Source organism: Domibacillus sp. F004 (assembly GCF_057814295.1).
On the sequence record NZ_JBVATB010000001.1, the window covers coordinates 914495 to 933659 of the forward strand.

Here is a 19165-nt window from a genome sequence, read left to right on the forward strand (position 1 = left end):
CATGGAATTTCAAAGTTGCTTTGACATTATCGGACCAATCATGGTAGGACCATCTAGTTCTCATACAGCCGGTGTTGTATCTATTGGCAGGTTTATACATGAACTCTTAGGCGGTTGTCCGAAAGAGGCGAACATTATTTTCTATGATTCTTTCGCACAAACCTACCAAGGGCACGGGACAAATAAGGCTTTACTTGGCGGGCTGCTCGGGATGGATACAGATGATTCAAGAATTAAATATGCGCTTGAGCTGGCATACGGGCAAGGGCTTGACTATACCTTAAATCTCGAAGACAATTGTGTGCATTTTGAGCATCCAAATACAACAATTGTGACAGCAAAGCGGGGGGAGAATGTTGTAAAAGTTGGTGGAGCATCTCTTGGGGGAGGCTTATCCAAAGTATTTATGATTGATAACAAGACGGTAGATATACGTTTAAGTACAAGCGAAGACTTTGCTGCGTTGGCCGAAAAATATCCACAATATAGGAAGAGAAAAGTTCTTATGGGAGATGTATGATGGAAATCCGGTCAATGAAAGAACTCATTAAAGCTTGTGAAAGTGAACAAAAAACAATTGGTGAAATTATGCTGATGATGGAAGCCGAAAAGTCAGGGAGAGATAAAGAAACCATTATCAGCATGATGGAAGAACGGTTAATCAAAATGAAGGAAGCAGTTGATAGTGGTAGAAAAGACACTTCTGCTGCACCGAGTGGTATTTCCGGTGGTGATGCTGTGAAAATGAGTGATTATGAACGTTCAGGGAAATCACTTACAGGCAATTATATTAGTAACGCGATGACTTTCTCGATGGCAACATCTGAAAGTAATGCACGGATGGGGGTCATCGTAGCCACTCCGACTGCCGGCGCCGCAGGAATTTTGCCGGGCGTATTGTTTTCGCTTCACAAAAATGACGGTACCCCCTATAAAGATTTAGTTATGGGATTGTTTACGGCAAGTATGCTTGGTTATGTGATTGCAAACCGTTCGTTTATTTCAGGGGCTGCAGGAGGGTGCCAGGCAGAGGTCGGTTCTGCCACAGCCATGGCTGCAGGAACGATCGTTGAATTAAAAGGCGGAACACCAGAACAAGCCGTACATGCAACAGCCATTGCGATGAAATCACTTTTAGGCTTAGTTTGTGATCCCGTTGCGGGACTTGTTGAAGTACCTTGCATTAAGCGAAATGTCATAGGTACATCGATTGCCTTTGCGGCGGCGGATCTAGCTCTTGCCGGTATCGAAAGCCGCATTCCATGCGATGAAGTGATTGGAGCTATGTACAAGATTGGAAAGGAAATGCCAAGAACACTTAGAGAAACAGCACTTGGCGGTCTTGCTATGACGGAAACAGGTAAAAAGGTAAAAGAAGAGTTATTTTGCAGGAAAACTTAATCGGAGGTGTATCAATGAATACAGAAACAGTATTAAAGCGAACACCACTTTTTGAAGTCTATAAAAAGTACGGTGCAAAGGTCATTGATTTTGGTGGCTGGGAACTACCAGTACAATTTTCAAGCATTTTAGAAGAACATGAGGCCGTTCGAAAGGAAGCTGGGCTTTTTGATGTTTCTCATATGGGGGAAGTGCTCGTAGAAGGAAAAGATGCAGAGAAATACCTTAACTACCTGGTGACGAATGATGTAACAAAGATTCAAGTCAACCAAGCACAGTATACAGCCATGTGCTATCCGGACGGTGGAACGATCGATGATTTGTTAGTTTATAAGCTAGAGAATGAGAAATATTTACTCGTCATTAATGCATCAAACATTGAAAAAGATTTTGATTGGATGAAGCAGCATGCAGAAGGAGACGTAAAGCTCGAAAATAGATCAAGTGAAATTGCTTTGCTCGCCATCCAAGGCCCAAAAGCAGAGAGCATCTTACAAAAACTTACAGAGGTTCATTTATCTGAAATCGGTATTTTCCGCTTTGCTCAACATGTCAATGTAGACGGCATTATAGACGTGCTTGTATCTCGCACTGGCTATACGGGAGAGGATGGTTTTGAACTTTATCTGGCAGCGGACAAGGCCGAATCACTTTGGGAGAAGCTTTTAGAAGCGGGAAAGGCAGATGGCTTAATACCATGTGGCCTTGGTGCGCGTGATACACTTCGTCTTGAAGCACGCCTTGTACTATATGGCCAGGAGCTTACAAGTAAAATCAGTCCGCTTGAAGCAGGAGTAGGTTTTGCTGTCAAAATGAACAAAGAAAGTGATTTCATCGGCAAGGCAGCCCTGATAGCTCAAAAAGAAGAAGGGTTAAAACGAAAGTTAGTAGGGATTGAAGTAACAGGAAGAGGCATCCCTCGTCACGGATACAAAGTGTTTTCCGGAGAAAAGGAAATTGGTTCTATTACATCCGGAACACGCTCACCGTCAATACAGAAAAATTTAGGTCTGGCATTAGTATCGACAGAACATACGGAGTTGGGAACACAGCTGCAAGTTGAAATCCGGAACAAAAGAATTGATGCTGTCGTTGTAAAAGCACCGTTTTATAAAAAAGGCTCATAAAAATTTTAAAAACTGCAGAAATATTAATGCGGGAAAGGGAGAGAAAACAATGGTAAAAACGACTTCAAGCTTGTTATATAGCAAGGATCATGAGTGGGTACTACAATTGGACGAAAATCGAGTGCGTATCGGTATTTCCGATTTTGCCCAAAAGCAATTAGGTGATATCGTCTTTGTGGAGAGTGCGGAAATGGATGATGAAGTAACAGCGAATGAAACAATGGGTACCATCGAGTCAGTGAAAACCGCTTCTGAACTTTATTCACCTGTATCAGGTAAAGTTGTCGGTGTAAATGAGGAGCTGGGAGATACACCTGAGACAATTAACGAACAGCCGTACGAAGCAGGCTGGTTAGTAGAAGTGGAAATGTCCAATCCAGAAGAATTAGAATCGCTTTTAAGTGAAGAGGATTACAAGGAATTTATTAGTAAAGGAGATGCCTAAGATGACAGAGACATACAGATATCTCCCAGATACAAAACAAGATCAAGAGGAAATGTTAGCCTTTTTAGATATTTCTTCAGTAGATGAGCTGTTTGGAGATATCCCTCCCGAGATTCGTCTGAAGGAAGAGTTAAATATTCCAGACGCCATTCCTGAACCGCAGTTGATGAAAAAGATGCATAAGCTTGCATCGCAAAATAAAAATGCTAACGAATACCCAATTTTTCTTGGAGCCGGCACGTATGATCATTACATTCCAAGTGTAGTGAACCATATGATTTCCCGCTCTGAGTTTTATACAGCTTATACTCCGTACCAGCCGGAAATCAGCCAAGGGGAATTACAAGCCATTTTTGAATTTCAAACGATGGTTTGTGAGCTAACGGGAATGGATGTTGCCAACTCTTCTATGTACGATGGCTTTACTTCTCTTGCAGAAGCTGCATCACTTGCCGTTGCGTCTACGCGGCGTTCGAAAGTACTTGTTTCTAAAGCTGTTCATCCTGAGTCACGGGCGATCTTAAACACAGTTGCGGGAGGTCCGGGCTATACAGTCGAAGAGATAAATTTAGCAGGTGACTGTACAGATTTGGAAAGCCTGCAGGCCCAAATCGATAAAGACACGGCTGCTGTGATTGTTCAATACCCAAACTTCTTCGGATCGATCGAAGACTTAGCAGAAATTAAAAATATCGCAGATACAACAGGTGCCCTTTTCATTGTTAGTGCCAATCCATTGTCACTGGCACAATTACAGGCACCAGGTAAGCTAGGGGCAGATATCGTTGTCGGGGATATGCAGCCATTAGGGATACCAATGTCCTTTGGCGGTCCGCACTGTGGATATTTTGCGGTTACTAAAAAATTTATGCGCAAAGTGCCGGGGCGTATTGTAGGACAAACGGCAGATGAGCAAGGCAAACGTGGATTTGTCTTAACACTGCAAGCGCGTGAGCAGCATATTCGTCGTGATAAAGCATCCTCTAATATTTGTTCTAATCAGGCATTGAATGCTCTTGCTTCTTCCATCTGCATGACAGCACTTGGAAAGCAGGGAATCCGCGATATGGCACAGCTGAATATAGAGAAAGCGGATTATATGGCAAAACGTCTGCAGGAAAAAGGATTTGTTGTTACGAATGAAGCACCTTTCTTTAATGAATTCGTTGTAGACCTTCCTCGTCCAGTTAAGGAAGTTAATACAAAGCTTCTTGAGCAAGGAATCATCGGCGGATTTGATTTAGGAAATGATTACGGCTTTGACCATCAAATGCTCATTGCAGTAACAGAACAGCGTACGAAAGAAGAAATTGACCAATTTATAAATGTATTGGAGGCGAGCGTAAATGGTTGAATATAATGATTTGATCTTTGAAATTAGTCGTTCAGGGCGTGTCGGTTCCAGTCTTCCGGAAAGCGACGTAAACAAAGTTGATCTGCAAGATAAATTTCCTAAACATTTAATTCGTGATATCCCGGCTGAACTTCCGGAAGTATCGGAGCTTCAGCTAGTACGCCATTATACTGCACTCTCCAATAAAAATCACGGGATCGATAATGGTTTTTATCCGCTTGGTTCTTGCACGATGAAGTATAATCCAAAAATTAACGAGGATGTAGCGCGTTTAGAAGGCTTTAGCCGCATTCATCCTTACCAGCCAGCTGAAACGGCACAGGGAGCACTTCAGCTTTTATATGAATTGCAAGAGGAATTAGCTGTCATTACAGGCATGGATGCTGTGACACTGCAGCCTTCTGCAGGCGCTCAAGGCGAATGGACAGGGCTCATGATGGTGAAGGCGTATCTTAAAGAAAAAGGAGAAACGAGAACGAAGGTACTTGTTCCAGACTCTGCTCACGGTACGAATCCCGCAAGCGCGACGGTTGCCGGTTTTCAAACAGTGACCATTCCATCAAATGAAAATGGTTTAGTAGATGTAGAAGAATTAAAGAAGCACGTGGACCACGACACAGCGGCACTCATGCTCACAAATCCTAATACACTCGGTCTATTTGAAAAAGAAATTGTGGAAATCGCCAAAGTTGTTCATGAAGCAGGCGGCTTACTGTATTATGATGGGGCAAATGCCAATGCTATTTTAGGCAAAACAACGCCAGGTAAAATGGGCTTTGATATCGTCCATTTAAATCTTCATAAAACATTTACAACCCCTCATGGCGGCGGCGGTCCTGGTGCAGGACCAGTCGGCGTGAAAGAGAAACTCATTCCGTACTTGCCAGTGCCGCGTGTTGAAAAAGACGGCGAGAAGTATGAATTGAACTCTGATCATCCACTCTCTATCGGCCGTGTCAAAGGGTATTATGGAAACTTCGGTATCCTCGTGCGTGCGTACACGTATATTCGTACAATGGGACCTGTTGGGTTGCGTCAAGTATCTGAAAGTGCTGTGCTTCATGCGAATTACCTTCGCAAAAAGCTAGAGCCGTACTTTGAGGCACCATATTCACAAGTTTGTAAGCATGAATTTGTTTTATCAGGGTCGAAACAGAAAAAGTTAGGTGTAAGAACACTTGATATGGCAAAACGTCTGCTCGATTTCGGCTACCATCCGCCGACTATCTATTTCCCGCTAAATGTAGAGGAATGCTTGATGATTGAGCCGACAGAAACAGAGTCAAAAGAAACAATGGATGCCTTTGCTGATGTGATGATTCAAATCGCCAAAGAAGTAGAAAACAATCCAGACGTTGTATTAGAGTCGCCGCATACAACGGTCATTGGCCGATTGGATGAAGTACAAGCAGCTAGACAGCCAATCTTGCGTTATACAAAAGAGGAAGCGATGGAGATAGATAAAGAAATCGTAAAATCATAAATTAATTTCAGGATTGAAAATAAACCGCCGGGAATGAAAGTAAAGTGAGCATGTACTTTTTCACTATTTCATTCTTGGCGGTTTTAAATAAATGAACATTAATACTGGATATATATCAAGATTGTGACTGGTTTCAGTCCATTTATAGGAGTGAATGATATGACTATTGAGTATGTGCGCAAACCAGAATGGCTCAAAATTAAATTAAATACGAATGAACAGTATACAGGCTTAAAAAAAATGATGCGCGAAAAAAATCTTCATACAGTCTGCGAAGAAGCGAAGTGCCCTAACATTCATGAATGCTGGGCTGTGCGCAAAACGGCAACCTTTATGATTTTAGGAAGTATATGCACACGTGCCTGCCGATTCTGTGCTGTTCAAACCGGGCTCCCAACAGAGCTTGATTGGGAAGAGCCAGTACGTGTGGCAGAGTCAGTGGAGCAAATGGGCTTAAAACATGTTGTCATTACCGCTGTTGCCCGTGATGATTTAAAAGACGGCGGAGCGGGGGTATTCGCGGAGACGGTACGGGCAGTGCGGCGTCTCAATCCATTTTGCAGCATTGAAGTCCTTCCATCCGATATGAATGGGGAATATGATAACTTAAAAACATTAATGGATGCAAGACCAGACATTTTAAACCATAACATTGAAACAGTGAGACGTTTAACACCGAGAGTTCGTGCGCGAGCAACATATGAACGTTCCCTTGCGTTTTTGAGACGAGCGAAAGAACTAAATCCCGATATTCCAACGAAATCAAGCATTATGATTGGTCTTGGAGAAACGAAAGAAGAGATTATAGAAACGATGGATGATCTTCGTGCTAACGATGTGGATATTATGACAATCGGTCAATATTTACAGCCGACGAAACGCCATTTAAAAGTACAAAAATATTGGAGTCCGCAAGAATTTAATGAATTAAAGGAAATAGCCTTGTCCAAAGGGTTTAGCCACTGCGAATCAGGTCCACTCGTTCGCTCTTCTTATCATGCTGATGAACAGGTCCGTGCAGCAAAATCAAATGTGTCATCATGAATAATATGATATTGGCGGGAAGGAGGGCGTTCAATGGTTATCACACTAACAGAGGCGGCATTGGACAAGCTAAAAGCAATGGTCTTTAAGGAAGAACAGTCACCCCGTATTGACGCCGATGTAGCCGGCGGATGCGGGCTGTCTGTTAAAATTACGCTCGTTTTCGATGAACCGCGGCGAAACGATTTAGTTATTGAATATGATGGGCTGCAGATTCGAATGGATCGTTTTACAAAACGTTATTTAGATATAGAAACGCACATTGATTATATAGATGAACACGGCTTTCTTGTTGGAGAAAGCTTTGCCTCAAGTGCTTGTGCAATTGAAATTGATTAATAGAGGAAGCTTAGAGAAGCAATAGATTTTTAAAGCAGATAAAATGCATCTAGACAATAATGGATACCCTTGTAACAGGCAAGGCGGTATATTCAGAAGAATACACCATTAATTTTTATCTAAGTAACTAAGAGATAAACAGGCCGCAAAGCGCTCTAAGAAAGCTTTGTGGTCTTTTCATGTTTTTAATTTCTATACTCTAAGGTCTGATAAACATTTGCCTTACAGGATATTAATATAATAAACATAGAAAGATAAAAGTAGTTTTTGTACTGTTCAATTTTACAAAAAGGAAAGTCATTTTTATGAAGCGACAGCAAGGAAAAAGAGATTTTACTTACATAGTGCTTAGCTTCTTCTAAAAATTGTTTTTTGTAACAACAGGGAGGATTGATTCTTTTAGAAATGAAATAAATGAATGTACAACCGAAGATGTTTCCTTCTTGTTCCATGCTACTCCAACTTTGCATGTCGTAAAACTTTTTTTAAGTTGTAAGTAGACAATTTCATCGTTTTTTATAAATTGAATGGAAGATGGCAATAATGCAATACCTATTCCGGAAGCAACAAATGATAAAGCAGTATGTAACTCTCGCGCTTCTTGGGTTTTTTTAGGGCTGAATCCTGCGTGCTGACAAAGACTAATAATGGCATCATAATAACTCTGGCCTGCAATTCTAGGCGTCATGATGAAATGTTCGTTAGCAAGGCGGGATAAATCAATAGGCTCTGTTTCTGCAGCTAAAGAATGTGTTTTTGGTAAGGCAACAATAAATGGCTCTTCAAATAGCATTTCCACGTATAATGATACGCTTTCAACAGGCATATTCAATAAGCCGACATGGATGGTGTTCTCATGGAGAGCTTCCAATTGCTCTGTTGTTGTCATTTGCCTTAATACAATATTTATATTGGGATATTTTTCTTGAAAACATCGAAGTAACATGGGAAGAGGATCAAAAGCGATTGACCCTGTAAAGGCTAATATTAATTGGCCAGCTTCTCCTCGATCTATACTTTTTGCCTCTTCACACGCCAAGTGTGCACGATTTAGAATTTCATATGCCCTCTTTAGAAAAACTTCTCCGGCTGGTGTTAATTCAACGCGTTGTTTCGTTCGGGTAAACAAAAGTACCTCTAATTCAGCCTCCAGTTGCTTAATTTGCTGACTCAAAGGTGGTTGTGCCATCTGTAAGCGTTGTGCTGCTCTTCCAAAATGAAGCTCTTCAGCCACAGCTATAAAGTATTTTAAATGTCTTAATTCCATACATGCACCTCTTCATATTTATAAAGTATTAACTAGTAAACAAACAAGTATTAGAAATAACTGGTTAGTCGTTGTATGATTAGTTTAACAAATATTCGGAAGGATGTGAATATTCAAACAATTATTTTCTGCAGTGCATCTCTCCGTATGATTTAAGCTTACAACAATAAATTGTAAGGGGATACACTAAAAATATAGTTTTATATTTTTAACCGAAAAGGCAAGTAGCTTTTTCAATTTGAGACATATGTTTTAAGACCCAATTATCATCGAAGGCTAATTGCACAAGCTTTCGACGCAACATTTTAAAAAATGAATATAGGAGTGTTGAAAATGGAGACATTGTTATCAAATGGAGTACGTCAAAAAGTGAATGCTTATATGCAAGAGAATCGTGAAAGTTTGATTGAAGGATTACAAAAGTTAATCCAAATTCCTAGTGAAACAGGGTATGAAGGACCTGTTCAAGAACACATCAAAAAAGTGATGGAAAACCTAGGTCTTGAAACTGATACATTTGTTGCCGACGCAGAAAAAGTGAGACGCCATCCTGAATATACAGAGTCAGAAGTAGAGCGTCTTGTAGGATTCGAAGGCCGTCCGAACGTAGTCGGTAAGTGGGCTGGATCAGAAGATGAAAAATCACTCCTATTGTTTACTCACGTGGACACCGTTCCAGTAGGAGACTTAGTGCACTGGAAATATCCAGCCCACGATGGAGTGATTGAAGATGGGTTAATGTATGGCCGGGGAACGGCTGATAATAAAGGTGGTTTTGGTTCGATCCTTGCGGCATTAGAAGTTATTAAGGGAATGGGATTAAAACCAAAAGGGAATATCACCACAATATCTGTCGTTGATGAGGAAGTAGGAGGAGCCGGCGGTGCAGTTGCGATGACTCAATATCTTGAAGAACAGAACTTTAAGGCGGATGCATGTATTTACCCACATCCACTAACAACTGGAGCAGGTCCTCAAATTGCCTGTGCAGGAGGATTAATTTTCAAAATAAGAGTGACAGGAGTAGCTGCTCACAACTTAAACGGTCAAGTAGGAATTAATGCAATTGGCAAGGCCATGAAAATATATGATGCTTTAATCGAGTTAGACAATAAGCGGGTAGGAACTGTCAGCTATGCACCATTTGAACGTTATTTCGCTGCTTCCGATATGCAAGTTCGTTCAAGTAACTTAACTCCAGCGATGATCAATGCTGGTCAATGGGCATATAAAGTGCCAGCTGAATGTGAACTAACTGGAACAATTGGCTATCCACCAAATGAAACTCTTGAAGACGTGAAAGCACAAATTGAGGAAGCAGTTAACCAAGTTGCTGCCCAAGATGCATGGCTGCGTGAAAATCCACCAGAAATTACTTATGAATGGCATACGAGCCCAGCTGAAATAAGCCCTGATCATCCTTTTGTTCAGATGGTAAAGTCAAACATTGATGAAGTCGTAGGCAGAGAAACAGAAATCTATGGAATGCCTACATTTAGTGATATTCGTTTCCCGCTTATTTACATGAATATGCCTGCAATCATCTACGGTCCAAAAGGCGGAAATCTCCATGGATCTGATGAATGGGTCAATGTACAAGATTGGTTAGAATGTGTCGAAACGAATGTTCTAAACATATTGGAATGGTCTGGATACGAAGAGATCAATAAGTAAAAAAGCAACGTTACCTGTAAAAAACTAAGTTTAAATTTAATGATGAGCACAGCGGAAAGATAATTTTGAAAAATTACTCAATGCTGTGCCTGCATTTTTATAGATCTAAGTTCAAAAAAATTTCACGGTAGAACAAGACTTCACTCCAAAAAGCAAGCAATATTGAATGGAGGAGTGAAGTCGTTTTTAAAACTCTCAATTAGGTAAAACAAAACAATATAGCCCCTAAACCTGATGACACTGCTGCCTATAGTATTGTAATAAACGCCCAGTTCAGTCTCCTTTAGATAGTAATTAACTCCACTTCAGAAAAAAGAATGAACCAAGCACTTCCGCATGTAAGCCTAAGATTTTCACTTTAAATGTAAGCGCTTAATATAGGTGTAAAACACTTATATGAGCCGTTCCATAATAATATAAAAATCAAAGGGGCTTTGATTAGATGGCTATGAATCAACCTAGTCTTCAAAAAGAAAAGGCAAGTTCACTTAGTAACCCGGACTTGTTGCCTGTACAGACGGAGGATCGGACTTGGAAAACACAAAACTTTGCTTCTATGTGGATGGGTGTTATCAATAATATTCCGACATATGCAACGATTGGAGGATTAGTTGTTTTAGGGTTTTCTCCATGGCAAGTTATTGCGATTGTTCTTACTGCGTCGCTTATCCTTTATGGAGCTTTAGCGCTTAATGGTCATGCCGGATCTAAATATGGAATACCATTTCCGGTGTTGATCCGAACCTCTTATGGAACGATGGGGGCAAATGTTCCAGCTGTATTGCGCGGGATCGTTGCGATTATGTGGTTAGGCATACAGGCGTATGCAGGGAGCGCAGCGTTTAACATAGCGTTCACACTCCTTTGGCCGGGTTGGGCTAATCTAGGGGGAGACTGGACGGTTTTAGGAATCGGCCTGCCAGGATTGCTATCTTTTTTAATCTTTTGGTCGCTGCACTTCTTAGTGTTAAAGCGGGGGATGGAGTCGCTGAAAAAATTTCAGGCGTTCACAGGTCCTTTAGTATACATTGTATTGATCGGCTTGCTATGGTGGGCGATTGATGCAGGGGGCGGACTGAGTACGATCTTCTCTCAAACTGGGAAGTATGAGACGTTTGGAACGGCATTTTTCCCTTTCATTAGTGCAGTAGCAGGTATTATTGGAATTTGGTCGACGTTGATTCTGAATATCCCTGACTTTACTAGATTTGCAAGATCGCAGAAAGATCAAATAAAAGGCCAATTATATGGACTCCCAGTAACATTTACTATCTTTACGTTTGTCACAGTTACAGCAACAGCTGCCACAACAGTCGTCTTTGGGAAACCGGTAGGAGATATCATCATCCTTCTCCAACAGTTTGATAGACCGGTTATCATCGCCATTGCCGCTCTTATGCTGGCAGCAGCAACGATCACGGTAAACGTTATTGCCAACTTGGTTTCACCGGCATATGATTTAGCCAATTTATTTCCAAAGTGGATCACTTTCCAACGAGGCTTTTACATTACAATGTTTGCAGCTCTCTTTACATTCCCTTGGAAGTTAATGGAGAATGCTGATACGATCTTTACTCTTCTCAACTTGATTGGAGGAGCGCTTGGACCAATCGCTGGTGTGATGATTGCTGATTATTACATTATCCGAAAGCGCCAACTCAATATAAACGATATTTACTCTTTAAAAGGAGAGTATACTTATTTTAAGGGCTATAACTATAGAGCGTTTGCTGCGACTGCATTTGCTGCTGGGATCGCTTTAATCGGGTCATTCGTGCCTTCTTTGAAAGGGTTATATGATATTTCATGGTTTTTAGGAGTTATTCTTTCCTTTTTCGTTTATATTGGTTTGATGCGTCTGCATCCTCCTGCCTCTGTCAAAGATCAATTGGAAGAGGACACGAATACTGAAATTAAAAAAGTAAATTAATTTGGAAATTTACAGTGAATAAAAATTAAGCTATAATGGATAGTTTATCAACCAATTTTAAAATGATTGATAAAAGGAAGAAGCCGCTTTTTTACGCTCTTAATTATTTGAATATTCAGTATGCTAACCAGGAGACTCTGTAAGTTTAACAGGAATAATAGAAATAATGAGGGTTTTGAATTTGATAGTCTCCTTCTTCTTAATTGATAGAAGAAGGGGGATAGATTCCTTGGAAGGGGTGTTGCCCGACAGTTAGGATCAGCGTGATTTGAGCCATTATTACACCTATGAGAGATGTAAGATGGTAACAGGGTCGTTCCTGTTTCTTACATATAGCAGCTGAGGTTTTTCTTTGATTCAATACTTTCTTTGTCTTTCCAATATATTGTGACGCCATGTATTCCATGGAAAAGAATGAAAGCGCTTGATTACTCTATTAGAAAAACTAGAAAAAAGGAGTTGTTCATATGATTCGAATAGGTGTTGACGTTGGGGGTACGTTTACCGACCTAATACTAGTTGATGAATTAACGAATAAAATTCATGTACACAAAGTTCCAAGTACGATTGAGGATCAGTCTATTGGGGTGATCAATGGCATACAAGAACTATGTAAAAACGCTGACGTTCCTGTAACAGACGTAGACTATGTTCTTCATGGAACAACGGTCGCGACTAACATTATTATTGAGCGTGACGGTGCGTCAGTCGGGATGCTGACTACGAAAAATTACCGGGATATTTTACACATTGCCCGTCATAAAAAGGCAGAAAATTTCTCTATTCAGCAAGATCTTCCTTGGCAAGCGGACCCTTTAGTATTGCGCAGAAACCGCATTCCTATCACGGAGAAGCTGGCCGCTCCGGATGGCCGCGTAAAAGTACCGATGAATGAAGAAGAAGTTCGCGAAGCGGTACAGCGGTTGAAAGAGTCTAAAGTAGATGTCGTAGTCGTTTCTTTCCTCTTTTCATTCTTAAATGATGCACACGAACAACGGGCGAAGGAAATCGTGAAAGAATTGTGGCCGGAAGTACAATGCTTTACCTCTAGTGAAATTGCTCCCCAAATGCGAGAGTATGAGAGGTTTAGTACAGCAGCGATGAATGCCTATGTAGCACCACGCGTCAGCCGATACTTAGATCATCTAGTGAGCGCTCTTGATAACGCCGGATTACAAGGAGAACTCCACATCATGCAGTCTTCAGGCGGCATGGCCACTAGTGACATGGCAACGGAAAAACCAGTCACATTGCTAAAGTCGGGTCCATCTGGAGCCGTATTGGCCACTGCTTGGTGCGGTGAGTTGGAGGGAGTTCCTAATCTCATTAGTGTGGATATTGGTGGTACTTCAGCGGATATTTCCGTGATTCCAAATAACACACCGAAAATTATCAATCCTCGTGATGCTGAGGCGAACGGCTACCCGGTACTTGTTCCGATGATTGATGTAGAAGTCATTGGTGCAGGCGGCGGATCGATTGCCTATATTGACGCCGGTGGGGCATTCCGAGTAGGTCCTAGAAGTGCAGGCGCTAATCCAGGTCCAGCTTGTTATGGTCGAGGGGGAGAATCTCCGTGTGTGACCGATGCCAATGTCATACTTGGACGCCTCGATCCTGAACAATTTCTCGGAGGAGATCTCCAATTGAATCCTGAGTTAAGCTATAAAGCGGTTGAAGAAACGCTTTGTCGTCAACTGGGTATGTCTGTAGAAGAGGCCGCTCTTGGCATTCTTAAAATTATTAACAACCATATGGCTCTTTGCATCCGCGCAAAGTCTGTAAGTAAAGGGATAGATCCACGTGAATATGCCCTGTTTGCGGCAGGTGGTGCTGGACCGCTTCATTCCGTCGAGCTGGCTGAAACGATAGGCTGTAACTTAGTTATCGTCCCGACTTATCCTGGGATTAGCGCAGCGACTGGTTTATTGGTTGGAGACATTAAATACGACTTTATTAAATCTCATATTAACCGTATCGACAAAATCACTGATGAAGCCATTGAATCAATTAACTCTGACCTTCAGGAACTATCTAATACTGCCTATGCTCAATTAATTAAGGATGGTGTTAAGCCGGAGGATATCTTGATAGAACGGATAGCAGAGTGTAGGTATGCAGGCCAAGGGTTTGAATTACGTGCATCCATCCCAGAGGGGCTGCTTGCTGAGCAATCCATGGCGATTATTAGTCAAAGATTCCATGAGGCGCACGAGGAAGAGTATGGTCATCATTTTCCAGAAAATATAGTAGAATTAATTACTTTGCGCATCGTAGCGACAGGAAAAACACCTTCATTAAATATGCCAAAGTTAGAGATTGGGGATCGAATCAATCCGAACGAAGCACTCATGTATGAGCGTGAAACGGTATTTGAGGTGGATGGTGAGATTAAACGTTACCCTACTCCTCGTTACGATCGAAGTAAATTACTGGCTCACGATTTGATCATGGGACCTGCGATTATCGTGCAGCGTGACTCGACAACTTCGGTACCACCACATTGGCAAGCCACTGTTTCAGAAAATGGAACTTTATTTGTAGCATCAAAGGTGGTACAGGGCGGCGCAGCAGAGTCTGTTGAAAAATTTTTCTCGAAGGTGAGGTAATTGAATATGGCGACCAATCAAACGAACCACACTATCGTTCAAAATAAAATTGATCCTGTAACGTTGCAAGTGATCGGTGGAGCACTAAAGACGATAGCGAAAGAGATGGCACACGTCATGTACCGGATGGCGTACTCCTCACTTATTCGCGAATCGGAAGACCTTGGGGCAGGGATCTTTGATGTCTTTGGTAACACATTGGCGGAAGCAGATTCTACACCTATGCAACTCGGCTGTTTACCGGGATACATTCGGGGGTTCCAAGCAAAACTGGGAGATAACCAACATCCAGACGATATCATTTGGAATAATGACCCTTATGCGGGTGCCTCTCACTCCCCAGACGTTGCTTTGTGTCAGCCTATATTTTATAAAGGTGAATTAGTTGGATACGCAGGTGCTACCGCCCACCATTTAGATATGGGGGGCGCCCAGCCCGGACTCATGATTGATGTGCCCGATGTGTTTGCAGAAGGCTTGATTCTAAATGGGGTAAAGCTTTATGACAAAGGGGTACGGAACGAAACTCTATTTGAAGTCATTCGTCAAAATGTTCGTACGCCTGTACAGGTAATTGGGGATTTAGAGGCACAGGTTGCGGCCTGCCGAATGGGAGTCAAACGGTTCGTTGAGTTGATGGATAAGTACGGAAAGGACACTGTTATGTTAGCTTGCGAAGAGTTAATGAACTACTCCGAGCGAATGATGCGAAGAGAAATTGCCAAAATTCCCGATGGCGTATATGAGGCTGAGTCATGGCTTGATAACGATGGCCGTAATCTGGATACGCCACTGAAAGTACACGTGAAAATGACGAAACAAGGAGAGGAACTCGAAGTAGATGTTTCCGGCTCTGCTGATCAAGTATCCACCGCATTTAATGTGGCGTACTCTGGAGCTCTTTGCGTAAGTGTTCATAGTGTGCTGCGGTCCATATTTTTAGATACATTTACTACCGAAGAAGATGTCCCGGCGAATGAGGGAGCGTTTCGTCCAATTAAAATTAAAGCACGTAAGGGATGTATCTTTAATCCTATTAAACCAGCAGCTCTGTTTAGCCGCGGTAATCAGGTGAACACTGTAGCAGACTTGATTATCAAAGCATTAACACCAATTCTCCCTAATCAAACTTGCGCGGGCAGTGCAGCTAACCTGCAATTTGCTTCTTATGCCGGGCTAGACGAAAACAATGAGTACTGGGTTTATATTGAGGTAAATGAAGGATCTTACGGAGGACGTCCGGGTAAAGATGGAATGGACGCCGTAGACTTCAGTTCATGGAACACGATGAACAATCCAATCGAAGATCTTGATATGCACATCCCTCTCGTATGTGAACAGTATGAACTCCGGGAAGATACAGGAGGTGCTGGACAATGGCGAGGTGGCTTAGGAATCTTGCGATGGAACCGCTTCTTAACTGATGGATTTATGACGATGGAAGGAGATAAACACACTGTACGTCCATGGGGATACAAAGGCGGACTTCCTGGAACAAGCGCAAATCTGATTAAAAACCCGGATAGCATTCCTGAAGAACTCCCGTCTAAGATCAATGGCCATCGCTTCCAAGCTGGGGAATCTGTGCAAATTCTAGTCCCATCATCTGGAGGATACGGGGATCCACTCCAACGACCTGCCGAGCAAGTATTTGAAGATGTATTAGATGAGATTGTCTCGGTTGAAACGGCCTACCGTGATTATGCCGTCGTGATTAAGGATGGGAAGCTAGATGCAGCGGCTACGGAGAAAAGAAGGGAAGAAATAAGAAGAACAAGAGGGAAATTGCCCGTTTATTCCGAATAATACTCACCGTTTTAACACGTTAATGGGCAAAGCAACCGACGCTTTAATTTTTAACAAATAAATTAACACCTAAACAAGCAGCCAAGTGCTTTTTTAAGAAAGACTTAGCTGCTTGTTCTATTGTGCCCTTTACAAGAGGCGTATTTAAATATTGCCGTTTAGAAAAAATATATTCACTTATCTGAATTGTGCAAAATTTGTTAGATGTATACTCATACTCAAATATTGTTTTCGATTAAGCGCTTTAACTTATCTTCTGTTCCGGTGCGATCAACTGGAGTATAGACACTGCATCTTAAATCAACATCTCCCTGTACCTGTAAAGAAGTTAGGCTAAATACCATTTTTCCAGCTTTAGCATGGCGAAATTCGATTAACACTTCTGGAGCCGAACTCACTTCGCCTTGGTTCCACAGTTCCTGAAATTCTGGATAATTTTGTTCCATTTCCTCGATGAATTGTGAATACCATTTATCGGCAAAATATTGACCATAATACGTTCGGAAAATGGCAAGAAATCCTTTTACAAAATGGGCCCAATTAACCGCTAAACTCCTAAATTCTTTTCTTACAAATAATAAACGAATAAGATTCCGCTCTTCTAACGGAATGTGATCAAAATCTAAAAATACATGTGCTGCTGCCTTATTCCATCCAACAATATGGCAGTGCCTATCCGAAATAATCGTAGGGCAATATTGAAGCTCCTGCAATATTTTATTTAAGGAAGGGTTGATTAATGTTTCTACTTCAAGTGAAAACTCGTTTTTTACTCCTTCTTCCAAAGCTAACGCGAATAAATATTTTTTTTCATCTGGTTTTAATAGTAACGCGTTGGAAATAGCGTCTAAAACCGAAGCAGATACTTTAATATCTCTCCCTTGTTCCAACCAAGTATACCAGGTTGTACTTACAGCAGCTAAATGAGCTACTTCTTCTCTTCTGAGACCGGGTGTTCTTCTTCGTTTACCCATTGGCAATCCTACCATATGGGGATGGATTTTAGAACGACGTGTTTTTAAAAACTCGGATAGCGCTTGAAGTCTAGTTTCCGAATTCATTTGGATTCCCCTTTTTTAATGTAGTGTAAATTATACCATGATAAACAACAATTTGTAATAGGATAATGATAAGGTAAAATTAGAATACAGACGATTTTAGGAGGAGTTTAAATGAAGAGAGTTGTAATTACTGGAATGGGTGTTATTTCCCCGTTAGGGAATGAACTTGATACTTTCTGGCACCACTTAATAAAAGGCAAGTCTGGAATTACATTGATTGATACTTTTGATGTATCCGATACCAAAACAAAAATAGCTGGTATTATTCGTGACTTCGATGCAGAAGGCCGGTGGGGCCGCAAAGAAGCAAGGCGTATGGATCGTTTTTGCCAGTTTGCTTTAGCTGCAGCTGAACAAGCTTTGGAAAATTCACAATTACAATTGGACAAGATTGATCGAGAACGATTTGGCGTATATGTCGGTTCCGGTATTGGAGGAATCAATACCTTTATTGATAATGTCAATTTGTTAAACGAACGAGGTCCGGGAAGAGTAAGTCCTAGTATGGTGCCTATGATGATATCGAATGCGGCCGCTGCCCAAATAAGTATTAGATTAGGTGCATTTGGTCCATCATTGTCGCCCGTTACCGCATGTTCTATTGGTAACACATCTATTGGTGAAGCGTTCAGTGTCATTCGAAACGGTGAAGCAGATGTTATTTTTGCTGGTGGAACGGAAGCGGCCATTACGAGATTATCCTTGGCAAGTTTCGGAAATGCGACAGCTTTATCGATGAGAAATGAGGAACCAACTTTAGCAAGTCGGCCGTTTGATGTAAATCGAGATGGGTTTGTAATGAGCGAGGGAGCCGGTATATTGGTGTTGGAATCAATGGAACACGCGATACGACGGGAAGCTCCTATTTATGGTGAAGTGATCGGGTATGGAGCAGGTTCGGATGCTTATCATATGGTCGCATCGCACCCAGAAGGAAGAGGAGCTTATTCGGCGATGAAAAATGCTCTGGTAAAGGCAAATATATCTGTAAGTGAGGTAGACGTTATTAGCGCTCATGCAACAAGTACACAAGTAGGTGACATTTCTGAAACACTAGCTATAAAGAGGTTGTTTGGAGATCATGCCTATCAAATTCCAACTACAGCTAACAAATCGATGCTCGGTCATATGCTTGGCGCCGCTGGTGGAGTTGAGGCAATTGCTCTAGTGAAAAGTCTTCAAGAAGGTGTAGTACCTCCAACTATCAATTTAGAGACTGCAGATCCAGAATGTGATTTGGATTATGTCTCAGAGGGGGCTCGGAGTATTTCATTAGATATTGGTATATCCAACTCATTTGGCTTTGGGGGTCACAATTCAGCCATTGTATTGAAAAAGTATGAATGAATATTCACGTAATCATTACTGAATAGGATATTTGAAATTCGATGTTCGATGAACACTTTTTCCTGTTCAGTGAGTGACGTTAGTAGAAGAGAGGAACCAGGAAGGCAGAAGATAATTAACATTCTTATCTTTTATTTAAATAAAAGATAAGAATGTTTTTGTTCAAGCTTTTTTCAAAACAGGCTCTTTCATTGATTTTTGTGTAAAAATAGGGCAAGTGATTTTATATTGTTATTTCAAAACTATAAGTATTGAAAGGGATTAATGAATTAATTTTC

The 19165-nt window shown here is 41.5% G+C and carries 15 protein-coding genes; 13 read left to right on the top strand and 2 right to left on the bottom strand.

Translation table 11 applies throughout. The annotated features are described in order from the left end of the window. The first annotated feature begins 1 nt into the window (after position 1). The 8 genes from ACZYRN_RS04820 (at position 2) to ACZYRN_RS04855 (ending at position 7193) form a co-directional block, all read left to right on the top strand. The gene (locus ACZYRN_RS04820; RefSeq protein WP_488910365.1) at positions 2-520 is read left to right on the top strand and encodes a serine dehydratase beta chain; all 519 of its coding nucleotides are present in this window, start codon (positions 2-4) and stop codon (positions 518-520) included. Beyond that, positions 520-1401 (top strand): L-serine ammonia-lyase, iron-sulfur-dependent, subunit alpha, encoded by an 882-nt coding sequence (sdaAA, locus tag ACZYRN_RS04825; RefSeq protein WP_488910366.1) that lies wholly within the window; start codon positions 520-522, stop codon positions 1399-1401. The genes ACZYRN_RS04820 and sdaAA overlap by 1 nt, the downstream gene beginning before the upstream one ends. Before the next feature lie 14 nt (positions 1402-1415). Beyond that, positions 1416-2528, top strand: a complete 1113-nt coding sequence (gene gcvT, locus ACZYRN_RS04830; RefSeq protein WP_488910367.1) for a glycine cleavage system aminomethyltransferase GcvT — start codon at positions 1416-1418, stop codon at positions 2526-2528. Positions 2529-2577: 49 nt separating this feature from the next. After that, on the top strand, positions 2578-2973 hold the full coding sequence (gene gcvH / locus ACZYRN_RS04835) for a glycine cleavage system protein GcvH (protein ID WP_488910368.1): 396 nt from the start codon (positions 2578-2580) through the stop codon (positions 2971-2973). Between the two features lies 1 nt (position 2974). Beyond that, positions 2975-4327 (top strand): aminomethyl-transferring glycine dehydrogenase subunit GcvPA, encoded by a 1353-nt coding sequence (gcvPA, locus tag ACZYRN_RS04840; protein WP_488910369.1) that lies wholly within the window; start codon positions 2975-2977, stop codon positions 4325-4327. Then, the gene (gene gcvPB / locus ACZYRN_RS04845) at positions 4320-5810 is read left to right on the top strand and encodes an aminomethyl-transferring glycine dehydrogenase subunit GcvPB (RefSeq protein ID WP_488910370.1); all 1491 of its coding nucleotides are present in this window, start codon (positions 4320-4322) and stop codon (positions 5808-5810) included. The genes gcvPA and gcvPB overlap by 8 nt, the downstream gene beginning before the upstream one ends. Before the next feature lie 159 nt (positions 5811-5969). Continuing rightward, a complete protein-coding gene (gene lipA / locus ACZYRN_RS04850; protein ID WP_488910371.1) occupies positions 5970-6854 on the top strand; it encodes a lipoyl synthase in 885 nt (294 codons plus the stop codon). A 33-nt stretch (positions 6855-6887) separates the two neighbouring features. After that, positions 6888-7193, top strand: coding sequence for a HesB/IscA family protein (locus ACZYRN_RS04855; RefSeq protein WP_488910372.1), 306 nt, complete (start codon positions 6888-6890; stop codon positions 7191-7193). Between the two features lie 358 nt (positions 7194-7551). On the opposite strand, the gene ACZYRN_RS04860 is transcribed toward ACZYRN_RS04855, so the two are convergent. Continuing rightward, positions 7552-8460, bottom strand: a complete 909-nt coding sequence (locus tag ACZYRN_RS04860; protein WP_488910373.1) for a LysR family transcriptional regulator — start codon at positions 8458-8460, stop codon at positions 7552-7554. A gap of 333 nt (positions 8461-8793) precedes the next feature. Between ACZYRN_RS04860 and ACZYRN_RS04865 the strand changes: the two genes are divergently transcribed. The 4 genes from ACZYRN_RS04865 (at position 8794) to ACZYRN_RS04880 (ending at position 16479) form a co-directional block, all read left to right on the top strand. Continuing rightward, positions 8794-10134, top strand: a complete 1341-nt coding sequence (locus ACZYRN_RS04865) for an ArgE/DapE family deacylase (RefSeq protein ID WP_488910374.1) — start codon at positions 8794-8796, stop codon at positions 10132-10134. A 442-nt stretch (positions 10135-10576) separates the two neighbouring features. Further along, the gene (locus ACZYRN_RS04870; RefSeq protein ID WP_488910375.1) at positions 10577-12064 is read left to right on the top strand and encodes an NCS1 family nucleobase:cation symporter-1; all 1488 of its coding nucleotides are present in this window, start codon (positions 10577-10579) and stop codon (positions 12062-12064) included. A gap of 467 nt (positions 12065-12531) precedes the next feature. After that, positions 12532-14673 carry a hydantoinase/oxoprolinase family protein gene (locus ACZYRN_RS04875; RefSeq protein WP_488910377.1) on the top strand — a complete coding sequence of 714 codons (2142 nt, stop codon included), beginning with the start codon at positions 12532-12534 and terminating at the stop codon, positions 14671-14673. Positions 14674-14679: 6 nt separating this feature from the next. Further along, positions 14680-16479, top strand: a complete 1800-nt coding sequence (locus ACZYRN_RS04880) for a hydantoinase B/oxoprolinase family protein (protein ID WP_488910378.1) — start codon at positions 14680-14682, stop codon at positions 16477-16479. Between the two features lie 218 nt (positions 16480-16697). Here ACZYRN_RS04880 and ACZYRN_RS04885 read toward each other — a convergent pair whose 3' ends face one another. Continuing rightward, positions 16698-17540 (bottom strand): helix-turn-helix transcriptional regulator, encoded by an 843-nt coding sequence (locus ACZYRN_RS04885; RefSeq protein WP_488910379.1) that lies wholly within the window; start codon positions 17538-17540, stop codon positions 16698-16700. Positions 17541-17651: 111 nt separating this feature from the next. Between ACZYRN_RS04885 and fabF the strand changes: the two genes are divergently transcribed. Further along, the gene (gene fabF / locus ACZYRN_RS04890) at positions 17652-18887 is read left to right on the top strand and encodes a beta-ketoacyl-ACP synthase II (RefSeq protein WP_488910380.1); all 1236 of its coding nucleotides are present in this window, start codon (positions 17652-17654) and stop codon (positions 18885-18887) included. Positions 18888-19165 lie beyond the last annotated feature (278 nt).